The following is a 13,098-nucleotide window of genomic DNA, read 5'->3' as shown; positions in this document are numbered from 1 at the left end:
CTCAGGAACCGGAGGCGGAAAGGATGTCGACGGAGAAGACCAGCGTGGACTTGGCGGGGATGCCCTGCTGCTCCTGGTCGCCGTAGGCCAGGTCCGGCGGGATCACCAGCATCACCCGGCTGCCGACCTTCTTGCCCTCCAGGCCCTGCTGCCAGCCCGGGATGACCTGCGCGAGCGGGAAGCTGACCGGAGCGCCGCCGCGGGCGTAGCTGCTGTCGAACTCCTTGCCGCCCTTCCACAGCACACCCTTGTAGGCGACGGCGAGCGTGTCCGTCTTCTTGACGGCCGGGCCGTCCCCCTCGATGACGTAGTTCGAGACGAGCTTGGTGGGCGCGTCCTTGTCGGGCACGGTGAGCGAGGGCGCCTTGCCGTCGGTGTTGGTGCCGACCTTGGGCAGGTCGATGTTGTCCTGGGCCACCTCGGTGCCCTTGGCGGACGTCGGCACGGTGGTCGACTTCAGGATGTCCACCACGAAGACCAGCGTGGAGTTCGCCTTGATCGGGCCCTGGCCCTGGTCGCCGTAGCCGAGCTCCGGCGGGATCGACATCTCGACCCGGCTGCCGACCTTCTTGCCCTCCAGGCCCTGGTCCCAGCCCTTGATGACCTGACCGGCCCCGAGCGTGAGATCGAAGGGCTGCTTCTTGTCGAAGCTGTTGTCGAACGGCTCGTCGGAGTCCCAGGTCTGACCCAGATAGTTGACCTGGATCTGGTCGCCCTTCTTCAGGGTGGCGCCGTCGCCCTCGCTGATGACCTCGGTCTTCAGCTCCTTCGGCGGGTCCCCCTCGCCCTTCGCCAGCGTCGGCTTCTCGCCGAAGGCGGCTCCGGCGGTGATGGCGGGCAGCCCGCCCTGGGAGGAGGCGGAGTCGGAGGCCTTGTCCTCGCTGCCGCACGCGACTACCGACAACAGCAGAAGCGGGGCGACGATCAGGCCGGCAAGTCGGCGCACGTGTTCCTCAGATCTCTAACGTCACATTCGGGTCCGGGACACTCTAGGGCGTGCCCCGGGCCCCGCACGAGAAACGTACGGGGCCCGAGTGACGTTCCGGGATTCGTGCTACATACCGGCGATCAGCTTTTCCACCCGGTCGTCCACCGACCGGAACGGGTCCTTGCAGAGCACGGTCCGCTGTGCCTGGTCGTTGAGCTTGAGGTGCACCCAGTCGACGGTGAAGTCCCGGCGCTGCTCCTGCGCCCGCCGGATGAAGTCGCCGCGCAGCCGCGCCCTGGTGGTCTGCGGGGGCACGGACTTGCCCTCGAAGATCTTCAGGTCGTTGCAGATGCGGGCGGCCTGGCCCTTGCGCTCCAGCAGGTAGTACAGCCCCCGCCGGCGGTGGATGTCGTGGTAGGCGAGGTCTATCTGCGCGACCCTCGGGTGGGACATGGTCATGTTGTTCTTGGCGCGGTACCGCTCGATGAGCTTGTACTTCATGACCCAGTCGATCTCGGTGCCGATGCGGTCGAGGTCCTCGGCCTCGATCGCGTCGAGCGTGCGGCCCCACAGCTCCAGCACCTGGGCGACCGTGCCCGTGCGGATGCCGCGGCGGTCGACGAAGTCGACGGCCTTCTCGTAGTACTCGCGCTGCACCTCGAGCGCCGAGGCCTCCCGGCCGCTGGCCAGACGGACCTTGCGCTGGCCCGTTATGTCGTGGCTGACCTCGCGGATGGCCCGGATCGGGTTCTCCAGGGTGAGGTCGCGCATCACCGTGCCCGCCTCGATCATGCGGAGCACCAGGTCGGTGGCGCCGACCTTGAGCAGCATGGTCGTCTCGGACATGTTCGAGTCGCCGACGATGACATGGAGGCGGCGGTACCGCTCCGCGTCGGCGTGCGGCTCGTCACGGGTGTTGATGATCGGGCGCGAACGGGTGGTCGCCGAGCTGACGCCTTCCCAGATGTGCTCGGCACGCTGGCTGACGCAGAACACCGCGCCGCGGGGGGTCTGCAGCACCTTGCCGGCGCCGCAGATGAGCTGCCGCGTCACCAGGAACGGAATCAGGATGTCGGCCAGCCGGGAGAACTCTCCGTGCCGGGCCACGAGATAGTTCTCGTGGCAGCCGTAGGAGTTTCCCGCCGAGTCGGTGTTGTTCTTGAAGAGGTAGACGTCGCCCGCGATTCCCTCCTCGTGCAGGCGGCGTTCGGCGTCGACGAGCAGGCCCTCGAGAATGCGCTCGCCCGCCTTGTCGTGCGTGACCAGTTCGGTCACGTTGTCGCATTCCGGCGTTGCGTATTCCGGATGCGATCCCACGTCGAGGTACAGACGGGCGCCGTTCCGCAGAAAGACATTGCTGCTGCGGCCCCATGACACGACACGGCGGAAGAGGTAGCGCGCCACTTCGTCAGGTGACAGTCGGCGCTGTCCCCTGAACGTGCACGTGACGCCGTACTCGTTCTCCAGCCCGAAAATGCGGCGGTCCATGTCTGAACATTACGCCTCACGGCCTGAGCTGAAACCGGGTTGGGCGGCACCGTTTCGATCATTTTCCTCCGAGCCGTCCACCGGCGGCGCGGCGCCCTCGGCGGCGGGCGGGGCGGACAGCACACGCTGAGTGGCCATCAGGACCAGCAGCGCGGCGAAACCCCCTGCCCCCGCGACCGCGAACCCCCACGCCGTGCCGCCGCCCTCGACGGCCGGCCCCGCCACCCCGGTGCCCACCGCGGCACCGACGCCGAAGGTGGTCACCAGCCACGAGAACGCCTCGGTGACGGTGCCCCGCGGCGCGTGCCGGTCCACCACGATGAACGCGCAGGCGAGGGCCGGTGCCAGGAACACACCGGCGAGGACGGACAGCGCCGTCATCGCGGCCACACCGGGGGTCAGCACCAGCGGCAGGTACCCGAGCGCGAGCAGGGCGACGATCACCCGCAGCCTGCGCTCCGGCTCCCCCGTCCACTGCCGCGCCCCGTACACCAGGCCGCCCAGCAGCGCGCCGAGGCCCAGCGCGGCCATCAGCCAGCCGTACACCGAGTCGCTGCCGTGGTCGTCCGCGTACGCCACCCCGGCCACCGTGATCGACCCGAGGGCGAGACCGACGAAGAAGAACGCGCCGAGCAGCGACAGCAGCCCGCCGGAGCGCAGCGCGCCCAGCCAGTGGGCCTCGCGCGGCGCCGAACGCCAGGCGCGGGAGGGCTCGGACAGCACCACGGACAGCGCGCCGAGCACCCCGACGGCGTTGATCACCAGCAGCGCCGCCCCCGGCGAGGCGATGGCCACGATCAGCGTCACCAGCAGCGGACCGAGGGTGAAGAGGATCTCCTGGGCGACCGCGTCCATGGCGTAGGCCCGGTGCACCCGGTCCTGGTGACCGAGCACATTCGGCCACAGCGCCCGCAGCCCGCCTTCCAGGGGCGGGGTGAAGAGACCGGCCACCGTCACCGCCGCGTACGCGACGGGCAGCGAACCCGTGCCCGCGAGCGCGAGCCACAGCATGCCGAGGCCCGACAGGACGGCCGCGGGCAGCTGGACCCGGGGCTGGCCGTAGAGGTCGACGGCACGGCCGAGGAGCGGCTGGCCCACGGCGGTGGCGAGCCCGTACACGGCGGCCAGCACGCCGGCCAGCGTGTAGCTGCCGCCCTCGGCGCGGGTGAAGAGCACGATCGCGATGTGCGCGGTGGCGTTGGGCAGCCTGCCGACGAGTGTGCCCGCCAGCAGGCGCGCGGCATGCGGCGCCTTGAGGATGTCCGCGTACCCGGCCGCCATGCGGCTCCCCCTCTCCCCCGGCCCTGCCAAGGTTTTACGTATAACCTGATGCTCCATACGTACCATGACCACAGTCCGGGGGTCCACCGAGCCGCCCCTCCGGACGCGTCACACCCCGAGCGGCCGAGAACGGGCATCCATGGCACCTCCCACCCCCCGCCCGCTCCCCGCGCCCGCCCGGCCCACCAGCAAGGACGTCGCCCGCGCCGCGGGCGTCTCCCAGGCCACCGTCTCCCTGGTACTCGGCGAGAAGTGGCGCGGCCGGGTCTCCGAGCGCACCGCGGCACTCGTCCGCGACGCCGCCCGCGACCTCGGCTACCGGCCCAACCTGGCCGCCCGCAACCTGCGCCTCGGACGCACCAGGACGGCCCTGCTCGTGGTCCCGGCGCTCACCAACGAGTTCTTCGCCCGCGTCCACACCGGCGCATCCGCCGTCGCCGAACAGCACGGCTTCGGCGTCGTCCTGTACCCCTCCCCCGACGGCACCGGCCCCGCCCGCGACCCCTTCGCCTCCGCCCGCGCCGCCCTGGACGGCGTCATCGCCTCCTCCATGGCCGCCGAAGCGCTCGGCGCCATCCGCGGAGCCGACCTCCCCCTGGTGATGCTCGACAGCGACCCCGCGGAACCCGGCGTCGCCGCCCACGTCAACCTCGACATCGCCGACGGCATGCGCCAGATCGCCGGCCACCTGATCGCCCTCGGCCACCGGCGCATCGTCCACCTCGCCTCCGCCGTCGAGTCCTGGACCTTCGACGCCCGCGCCCGGGCCCTGCACACCGCCGTCGCCGGGACCCCCGGTACCGAGCTGCGCACCGTCACCGCCGCCCTCGACGTGAACGCGGGCCGGGAGGCCGCCGAGAGAGCCCTCACCGCCCCCGGCCCTCGCCCCACCGCCCTGCTCTGCGACGACGACATCCTGGCCGCCGGCGCCTGCAAGGCCGCCCGCCGGCTCGGCCTGCGCGTGCCCGCCGACCTCTCCGTCACCGGCTTCGACGACCTGGCCCTCGCCACCGCCCTCGAACCGGAGCTCACCACCGTCCGCCTCCCGGCCGAGGAGATCGGCCGGCGCGGCATGGCCGCCCTGCTCGCCGTCCTCGGCGACCGCCCGCCCCAGCAGGACAGCCTCCCCGTCGAACTCGTCGTCCGCGGCTCCAGCGCCCCGCCCCCGGCCTGAGCGGACAGCGAAGTGCCCCCGGACCGCCAGGGCGGCACGGGGGCACTCGACCGTCGCGCGGGCCTACTCCTCGCCCTCCGGCGAGTCCTCCGCCTCGTCGGACGGCGCGTCCGTCGGCGCCGTGGCGGCCTCCTCGGCCTCCAGCAGCCGCGACAGCTGCCGGCCCACGATCCGCTTGAACTTCCGCTGCTGCGGCCGCGTCCGGTCCAGGACCGCGACCTCCAGCCGCTCCGCGGGAATCTCCCGGTCGCTGCCGTTGGCCTGGCTGGACAGCGCCTGCACCGCCAGCTTCAGGGCCTCCGCCAGCGACATCCCGTCACGGTGACGCTGGTCGAGGTACCCGCTGATCTGCTCCGCGTTGCCGCCCACCGCGACCGAGCCGTGCTCGTCCACGATGGAACCGTCGTGCGGCAGCCGGTAGATCTGGTCGCCCTCCGGCGCGTCACCGACCTCGGCGACCACCAGCTCCACCTCGTACGGCTTCTCGCCCGCGCTGGAGAAGATCGTGCCCAGCGTCTGGGCGTACACGTTCGCCAGACCACGGGCCGTCACGTCGTCGCGGTCGTAGGTGTAGCCGCGCAGATCCGCGTAGCGCACACCGCCGATCCGCAGGTTCTCGTACTCGTTGTACTTGCCCGCCGCCGCGAAACCGATCCGGTCGTAGATCTCGCTGAACTTGTGCAGGGCACGGGACGGATTCTCGCCGACGAAGACGATGCCGTCGGTGTACTGGAGGACAACAAGGCTGCGACCACGGGCGATACCCTTGCGGGCGTATTCCGCCCGGTCGGCCATCGCCTGCTGGGGTGAGACATAGAACGGCGTCGACACCGGCTATCCGTCCCTTTCTGTCGAAGGCGAAAACATCATCAGAGCAACGCGGCACGCGGTCCGTCGGGCTGCGAGAGCCGGCGCTCCAGGATCGAGCTCGCGATCCCGGACGACTCCTCCTCCGTCAGCCTGCGGTACCCCTCGTCCGTGATGACCGTGACGATCGGATAGATACGCCGCGCGACATCCGGCCCGCCCGTCGCGGAGTCGTCGTCGGCGGCGTCGTACAGCGCCTGGACGACCAGCGTCGTCGCCTCCTGTTCGGTGAGGTCGTCGCGGTAGAGCTTCTTCATCGCGCTCCGCGCGAAGATCGACCCGGACCCGGTCGCCGCGTACCCCGTCTCCTCGGAGCGGCCGCCCGTGACGTCGTAGGAGAAGATCCGGCCCTTCTCCCGGTCCACGTCGAACCCGGCGAACAGCGGGACCACGGCCAGGCCCTGCATGGCCAGGCCGAGGTTGCTCCGGATCATCGTCGACAGGCGGTTCGCCTTGCCCTCCAGCGAGAGCTGGACGCCCTCGACCTTCTCGAAGTGCTCCAGCTCCAGCTGGAAGAGCTTCACCATCTCCACCGCGAGCCCCGCGGTGCCGGCGATGCCCACCGCCGAGTACTCGTCGGCCGGGAAGACCTTCTCGATGTCCCGCTGGGCGATCATGTTGCCCATCGTGGCGCGCCGGTCACCGGCGAGCACCACACCCCCCGGGAAGGTCGTCGCCACGATCGTCGTGCCGTGCGGCGCCTCGATCGCACCCTGCACGGGCGGCAGGGCGCGGTTGCCGGGGAGCAGGTCGGGCGAGTGCGCGCCCAGGAAGTCCATGAAGGACGACGATCCCGGCGTCAGGAAGGCAGCTGGTAGACGCCCGGTGCTACGAGTGTTGGCTTCCACGCGTTTCCCTCCAGGTATGCGACGGCCCGACGCAGGGTGTCTGGATCGTCCCCCAACTTGCCGATGGCCGAATTGCAGTTGAAGCACAGTACGCCACGGACCCTACCCGTCTCGTGGCGGTGATCCACATGCCCGGGACAAGCCGTCCGGGCGGATCGTGGGGGTTCCCGCGGCGGGCGCGTGCCGGCCGCCTCCGGAGCGGTGCGCGGCACCTGCTCCCGGCGGGCCGAGGCCGCCGGGAGCAGGTGCCGTGAGCCGTCACGCCAGCTGCCGGTCCCGTGCGCGGCGCGGCCGGGCCGCACCGCGCACGCCACCTCGGCCGGACACCCCGCCCGTCTTCGATCCGAAGGGCGACGGCCCCTACTGGCCGCCCTTTTGCACGAAGGACCGGACGAAGTCCTCGGCGTTCTCCTCGAGGACGTCGTCGATCTCGTCCAGGACGGAGTCGACGTCGTCCGACAACTTCTCCTGGCGCTCCTTGAGGTCCTCGGCAGCCTGCGCGTCCTGCGCCTGCTCCTCGACCTCCTCCGTGGAACGCGTGGCCTTCTGCTGTCCGCCGCCGGTGTCCTTGGTCGCCATCCACCTCACCCCGCTTCGGTTCGACGTATCTGATCAGACCCTACAAGCCGGTTCCGACATCGGCCCGGCTGCTGCTCGGCGTCCGGGACCTGCCTTCATGATTCCCGGACGGGAGCCGTTTCAGCCCCCGGACAGGACCCTTACCAGGTCCTCCGCGGTGCGGCAGCGGTCCAGGAGGTCCTTGACGTGTTCACGGGTGCCCCGGAGCGGCTCCAGGGTGGGGACCCGTTGCAGAGAGTCACGGCCCGGCAGGTCGAAGATCACCGAGTCCCAGGAGGCGGCGGCCACGTCGTCGGCGAACTGCTCCAGGCAGCGGCCGCGGAAGTAGGCGCGGGTGTCCTCCGGGGGCTTGGCCTCGGCCCGCTCGACGTCCCGCTCGTCCAGCAGGCGCTTCATCCTGCCGCGGGCCGCCAGCCGGTTGTACAGGCCCTTCTCGGGGCGCACGTCGGCGTACTGGAGGTCCACCAGGTGGAGCCTGGCGGCGTCCCAGTCCAGGCCGTCGCGCCGGCGGTAGCCCTCCATGAGCTCCTTCTTGGCGACCCAGTCGAGCTCGCCGGCGAGGCTCATCGGATCGGTCTCCAGGCGATTGAGGGTGTCCTCCCAGCGCGCCAGGACGTCCTTGGTCTGGTCGTCGGCGTCCGCCCCGAAGCGCTCCTCGACGTACTTGCGGGCGAGCTCGAAGTACTCCATCTGGAGCTGCACGGCGGTGAGGGTGCGGCCGCTGCGGAGGCTGACGAGGTGCTGGAGGTCCGGGTCGTGGGAGACCTGGTGGAGGGTGCGCACTGGCTGCTCGACGGCGAGGTCGACGGTGATGAAGCCGTCCTCGATCATCGACAGGACCAGCGCCGTGGTGCCCAGCTTGAGGTAGGTGGAGATCTCCGAGAGGTTGGCGTCGCCGATGATCACATGGAGGCGGCGGTACTTCTCGGCGTCGGAGTGGGGCTCGTCGCGGGTGTTGATGATGGGGCGCTTGAGCGTGGTCTCCAGGCCGACCTCGACCTCGAAGTAGTCCGCCCGCTGGCTGATCTGGAAGCCGTGGTCGTGCCCGTCCTGGCCGATTCCCACGCGGCCGGCGCCGGTGACGACCTGGCGGGAGACGAAGAAGGGCGTCAGGTGCCGCACGATGTCCGAGAAGGGGGTCTCCCGCTTCATCAGGTAGTTCTCGTGGGTGCCGTAGGACGCGCCCTTGTTGTCGGTGTTGTTCTTGTACAGATGGATGGGCTGGGCGCCGGGGAGCTGGGCGGCCCGCTCGGCGGCCTCGGCCATGATCCGCTCGCCGGCCTTGTCCCAGAGGACGGCGTCCCGCGGGTTGGTGACCTCGGGCGAGCTGTACTCGGGGTGGGCGTGGTCGACGTAGAGCCGGGCGCCGTTGGTGAGGATGACGTTGGCGAGGCCGATGTCCTCGTCGGTGAGCTGGCTGGCGTCGGCGGTCTCGCGCGCGAGGTCGAAGCCGCGGGCGTCCCGCAGCGGGTTCTCCTCCTCGAAGTCCCAGCGGGCGCGGCGCGCCCGGTGCATCGCCGCCGCGTAGGCGTTGACGATCTGGGACGAGGTGAGCATGGCATTGGCGTTCGGGTGGCCGGGGACGGAGATCCCGTACTCCGTCTCGATGCCCATTACTCGCCGTACGGTCATGCGGCCCTCCTTGCCCGGCGGCGCTCCCTGTGGGGTGGCGCTGAATACCGCTGCTTTTCCGGTGCGCGTGCGGTGCTCTTCCCCGTATTGCGCGACTCGGCGATACCGGAGAGCCTATTGCGCCGCTGCTCGGGTGGGGAGATCGATTGCGTCATTGCTGTGCTGTGGCCGTACCTGTCCGGAAAGCAACCGGCTGCGGATGCAGTATGTCCTTCTGCCGTGGCAGTGGACGGGGCATCCGCAGCCGGTGTGCCTGATTACAGGTACTGACCGGTGTTGGCCACCGTGTCGATGGACCGGCCGGTGTCCGCGCCCTGCTTTCCGGTGACGAGGGTGCGGATGAACACGATCCGCTCGCCCTTCTTTCCGGAGATCCGGGCCCAGTCGTCCGGGTTGGTGGTGTTGGGCAGGTCCTCGTTCTCCTTGAACTCGTCCACGCAGGCCTGGAGGAGGTGGGAGACCCTCAGGCCCTTCTGGTTGTGGTCGAGGAATGCCTTGATGGCCATCTTCTTGGCCCGGTCGACGATGTTCTGGATCATCGCGCCGGAGTTGAAGTCCTTGAAGTAGAGGACTTCCTTGTCGCCGTTGGCGTAGGTGACCTCGAGGAAGCGGTTCTCCTCGGATTCGGCGTACATCTGCTCCACGACCGACTGGATCATGGCGTGGGCCGCCGCCTCCTTGGAGCCGCTGTGCTCGCCGAGGTCGTCGGAGTGGAGCGGCAGGGAGGGGGTCAGGTACTTGGCGAAGATGTCCTTCGCGGCCTCCGCGTCCGGACGCTCGATCTTGATCTTGACGTCGAGCCGGCCGGGCCGCAGGATCGCGGGGTCGATCATGTCCTCGCGGTTGGAGGCGCCGATGACGATCACGTTCTCCAGGCCCTCGACGCCGTCGATCTCGGCGAGGAGCTGGGGGACGATGGTGTTCTCCACGTCGGAGCTGACACCGGAGCCACGGGTGCGGAAGAGGGACTCCATCTCGTCGAAGAAGACGATGACGGGGGTGCCCTCGCTGGCCTTCTCACGGGCCCGCTGGAAGACGAGGCGGATGTGCCGCTCCGTCTCGCCGACGTACTTGTTGAGGAGCTCGGGGCCCTTGATGTTGAGGAAGTAGCTCTTCCCCTGGGGGCGCCCGGTGACTTCGGCGACCTTCTTGGCAAGGGAGTTGGCGACGGCCTTGGCGATGAGCGTCTTGCCGCAGCCGGGCGGGCCGTAGAGCAGGATGCCCTTGGGCGGCCGCAGTTCGTGCTCCTTGAAGAGGTCGGGGTGGAGGTACGGGAGCTCGACCGCGTCGCGGATCATCTCGATCTGGCCGCCGAGGCCGCCGATCTTGTCGTAGTCGACGTCGGGGACCTCTTCGAGGACGAGTTCCTCGACCTCGCTCTTCGGGATGACCTCGTAGACGTACCCGGAGCGCGGTTCGAGCAGCAGGGCGTCGCCGGGGCGGATGGTGGTGTCCAGCAGCGGCTCGGCGAGCCGTACCACCCGCTCCTCGTCGGTGTGCCCGATGACCAGGGCGCGCTCGCCGTCCTCGAGGATCTCCTTGAGGGTGACGATGTCCCCGGCGCGCTCGTACTCCATGGCCTCGACCACGTTGAGCGCTTCGTTGAGCATGACTTCCTGGCCGCGCCGGAGCTCTTCGGGCTCGACGCTGGGACTGACGTTCACCCGGAGCTTGCGGCCCCCGGTGAAGATGTCGCAGGTGCCGTCCTCGTTGGCCTGGAGGAAGACGCCGAAGCCAGCGGGGGGCTGTGCGAGGCGGTCGACCTCCTCCTTGAGTGCCACGATCTGGTCGCGGGCCTCACGGAGTGTGTTCGCGAGCCGCTCGTTCTGTGCGGACACGCCGGCCAGGTTGGTCTGAAGCTCGACGATCCGCTCCTCGAGAATCCTCGTGTGACGCGGAGAGTCGGCGAGCTTGCGGCGCAGGACGGCGATTTCCTGCTCGAGATAGGCAACCTGGCCGGCGGGGTCCTCAGACCCTCGCCCCGGCCGGATGCCGCGGTTGATGTCGTCGTCGTGGGCTGCCACGGTCCTCACCTCCTCCAAGGGGAGCTGGACGCTTCCTGACCCTACCTGTGTGGGTGGTGATTGAAACCCCTAGATCACAAAGACGGAAGGGGTGTGTCCGATCTTCACCCTTGCGCTCTCCCTCGTGTCCAGGGAATACCCACGAGATACCCACCCGGCAACATCGGAAAGCGGTCGGTTGTATCGTCGAAGTGTTCAACACCCGTCAGGGCTGGCACGACTTGCTTCGTTCAGCTGCGCCGACGAAGGAAACGGCAGGAGATATGACCGTGCAGCACGAGGTTCCCACCGAGGGTGCCGGCGAGGCGCTCGAGGTCTGGATCGACCAGGACCTGTGCACCGGCGACGGGATCTGCGCGCAGTACGCGCCGGAGGTCTTCGAGCTCGACATCGACGGTCTCGCCTATGTGAAGTCGGCGGACGACGAGCTGCTGCAGGAGCCGGGCGCCACCACGCCGGTGCCGCTTCCCCTGCTGACGGACGTCGTGGACTCGGCCAAGGAGTGCCCCGGCGACTGCATCCATGTGCGCCGGGTCTCCGACCGCGTCGAGGTGTACGGCCCCGACGCGGGGTGAGGTTTCAGACACCCAGGGCGGCGGTGTCGTCGGAGCGGACGAACGCGCCGCCCTTCCACTGCCACTTGACCTGCTCCCGGATGTCGGGGCAGCAGCCCGGCACGTCGAGGGACGAGTAGCCGAGCAGGGTGGCGGTGACCGCCCCGTCACGGACGGCGAGCGCGCCGACGCTGGACTTCTCGGCGGGCTCCACCAGTGTCGCGACCAGCCGGGGCGTGCCGTCCCTGCCGTTGGCGAGGACGTAGACGCCGTGCGGCGGGGTGCCGGAGCCGGCGTCGCAGCGGGCCGCCACGACCGTCTCGGGGCCGCCGTCCCCGTCGAGGTCCCCGGTGGCCTTCGCGGTGACGACGTCGGCCAGCGGGCCGCACTGGAGCGGCAGGTCGACGGACGCCGGGTCGGGTGCCGTCCTCGCGGGAGCGGGTGCGGGCGCCGGTGCCGGTGCGGCGGGCCGGGCCGACGCGGTGCCGCTCTGGGTGGCGGTGGCGGCGTCGGGCTGCAGGAATCCGGCGGCCGCGACGACCGCGGCCATCGCCGTCGCCGTCAGGAGCCAGTGCACGGGGCGGGCCTGGGTGTGCGCGAGGTCCGGGACGACGGGATGCACGCCGGGGGTCTCCTGAGGGGTCGTGCGGGGTGGGGGTGGCCAGCATCGTGCCATACGTCACACCCGCGGGGAACAGGGGGGTGGGTGACATCCCGGTGACGATCCCGCCCGTGCGGGGCAAGACGGCGGCGCCGTGGTGTTGTGCGGGGCGGTCAGCCCTTGTTGGGGCCCTCGTAGTCCTCGCCGTAGGCGCCCTTGGCGGGGCGGCGGCGGCGCATGGGGGGCTCCACGCCGTCGGCGAGACGGCGGGCGGTGACCAGGAAGCCGGTGTGGCCGATCATCCGGTGGTCGGGACGCACGGCGAGTCCTTCGACGTGCCAGTTGCGGATCATCGACTCCCAGGGCTGCGGCTCGGCGAAGCAGCCGATCTCGCGGATGGACTCGACGGTCCGGGCGAGCTGGGTGGTGGTCGCCACGTAGCAGCAGAGGATGCCGCCGGGGACGAGGGCCTTGGAGACGGCCTCCAGGCACTCCCAGGGGGCGAGCATGTCGAGGATGACGCGGTCGACGTCGGTGTCGCTCAGGTTGTCCTGGAGGTCGCCGACGGTGAGCTGCCAGGCCGGGTGGGGGCCGCCGAAGTAGCGCTCCACGTTGGCCTGGGCGATCTCGGCGAAGTCCTCGCGGCGCTCGTAGGAGTGGAGCATGCCGTGGTCGCCGATGGCGCGCAGCAGGAAGCTGCTCAGCGAACCGGAGCCGACACCGGCCTCCACGACGCGCGCGCCGGGGAAGATGTCGGCGAAGGCGAGGATCTGCCCCGCGTCCTTGGGGTAGACCACGGCGGCGCCGCGGGGCATGGACAGGACGTAGTCGGGGAGCAGGGGGCGCAGCGCGAGGTAGGCGACGTTTCCCGTGGTTCGGACAACACTGCCCTCGGGAGCGCCGATCAGCTCGTCGTGCGGGAAGGAACCCTTGTGGGTGTGGAAGTTCTTCCCGGCTTCGAGCGTGAACGTGTAGTGGCGTCCCTTGGGGTCGGTGAGCTGGACCTGGTCCCCGACCTTGAAGGGCCCGCGACGGCGGGCGGCACCGGTCGGTTCGGACATGTGACCAGCCTACCGGCCTGGCGGTGGCCCCCCGACCACGGGCGGGCGGGGACGGGGGTGC

General features: G+C 70.1%; 12 protein-coding genes and 1 pseudogene. 2 read left to right on the top strand and 11 right to left on the bottom strand.

Going from position 1 to position 13,098, the window contains the following annotated elements; all coding sequences use genetic code 11:
- Position 1: 1 nt before the first annotated feature.
- From JE024_RS28290 to JE024_RS28280, 3 genes are all read right to left on the bottom strand, one after another.
- The gene (locus JE024_RS28290) at positions 2-946 is read right to left on the bottom strand and encodes an FKBP-type peptidyl-prolyl cis-trans isomerase (RefSeq protein ID WP_205376809.1); all 945 of its coding nucleotides are present in this window, start codon (positions 944-946) and stop codon (positions 2-4) included.
- Between the two features lie 108 nt (positions 947-1,054).
- Positions 1,055-2,416, bottom strand: a complete 1,362-nt coding sequence (pafA, locus tag JE024_RS28285) for a Pup--protein ligase (RefSeq protein ID WP_205376808.1) — start codon at positions 2,414-2,416, stop codon at positions 1,055-1,057.
- A gap of 9 nt (positions 2,417-2,425) precedes the next feature.
- A complete protein-coding gene (locus JE024_RS28280) occupies positions 2,426-3,697 on the bottom strand; it encodes an MFS transporter (protein WP_205376807.1) in 1,272 nt (423 codons plus the stop codon).
- A gap of 139 nt (positions 3,698-3,836) precedes the next feature.
- On the opposite strand from JE024_RS28280, the gene JE024_RS28275 reads away from it, so the two are divergent.
- Complete coding sequence (locus JE024_RS28275; RefSeq protein ID WP_205376806.1) at positions 3,837-4,871, top strand: LacI family DNA-binding transcriptional regulator; 1,035 nt, start codon at positions 3,837-3,839, stop codon at positions 4,869-4,871.
- A gap of 63 nt (positions 4,872-4,934) precedes the next feature.
- On the opposite strand, the gene prcA is transcribed toward JE024_RS28275, so the two are convergent.
- The 6 genes and pseudogenes from prcA to arc form a co-directional block, all read right to left on the bottom strand.
- Positions 4,935-5,702 (bottom strand): proteasome subunit alpha, encoded by a 768-nt coding sequence (gene prcA / locus JE024_RS28270; RefSeq protein WP_205376805.1) that lies wholly within the window; start codon positions 5,700-5,702, stop codon positions 4,935-4,937.
- Between the two features lie 38 nt (positions 5,703-5,740).
- Entirely contained in the window at positions 5,741-6,586 is an 846-nt protein-coding gene (gene prcB, locus JE024_RS28265) for a proteasome subunit beta (protein WP_205376804.1), read from the bottom strand.
- Positions 6,538-6,717, bottom strand: a pseudogene (locus JE024_RS28260) (endonuclease domain-containing protein); the annotation flags it as partial. The gene prcB and the pseudogene JE024_RS28260, both read right to left, overlap by 49 nt.
- A gap of 229 nt (positions 6,718-6,946) precedes the next feature.
- Positions 6,947-7,165: a ubiquitin-like protein Pup gene (locus JE024_RS28255; protein WP_018848997.1), complete on the bottom strand. Its 219-nt coding sequence runs from the start codon at positions 7,163-7,165 to the stop codon at positions 6,947-6,949.
- A 120-nt stretch (positions 7,166-7,285) separates the two neighbouring features.
- On the bottom strand, positions 7,286-8,797 hold the full coding sequence (dop, locus tag JE024_RS28250; protein WP_205376803.1) for a depupylase/deamidase Dop: 1,512 nt from the start codon (positions 8,795-8,797) through the stop codon (positions 7,286-7,288).
- 257 nt (positions 8,798-9,054) lie between these two features.
- Positions 9,055-10,821 (bottom strand): proteasome ATPase, encoded by a 1,767-nt coding sequence (arc, locus tag JE024_RS28245; RefSeq protein WP_205376802.1) that lies wholly within the window; start codon positions 10,819-10,821, stop codon positions 9,055-9,057.
- Positions 10,822-11,084: 263 nt separating this feature from the next.
- Here arc and JE024_RS28240 point away from each other — a divergent pair, with 263 nt between their 5' ends.
- The gene (locus tag JE024_RS28240) at positions 11,085-11,396 is read left to right on the top strand and encodes a ferredoxin (protein WP_205376801.1); all 312 of its coding nucleotides are present in this window, start codon (positions 11,085-11,087) and stop codon (positions 11,394-11,396) included.
- 4 nt (positions 11,397-11,400) lie between these two features.
- Here the strand turns inward: JE024_RS28240 and JE024_RS28235 are convergent, their stop codons facing one another.
- Positions 11,401-12,051: a hypothetical protein gene (locus JE024_RS28235; protein ID WP_372449878.1), complete on the bottom strand. Its 651-nt coding sequence runs from the start codon at positions 12,049-12,051 to the stop codon at positions 11,401-11,403.
- A gap of 98 nt (positions 12,052-12,149) precedes the next feature.
- On the bottom strand, positions 12,150-13,037 hold the full coding sequence (locus JE024_RS28230; RefSeq protein ID WP_147990641.1) for a tRNA (adenine-N1)-methyltransferase: 888 nt from the start codon (positions 13,035-13,037) through the stop codon (positions 12,150-12,152).
- Positions 13,038-13,098: the final 61 nt, after the last annotated feature.

Source organism: Streptomyces zhihengii (genome assembly GCF_016919245.1).
GTDB classification, from domain to species: Bacteria; Actinomycetota; Actinomycetes; order Streptomycetales; family Streptomycetaceae; genus Streptomyces; species Streptomyces zhihengii.
Note: the sequence above shows the minus strand (reverse complement) of the source record. Positions and strands in the feature narration are given on the sequence as shown.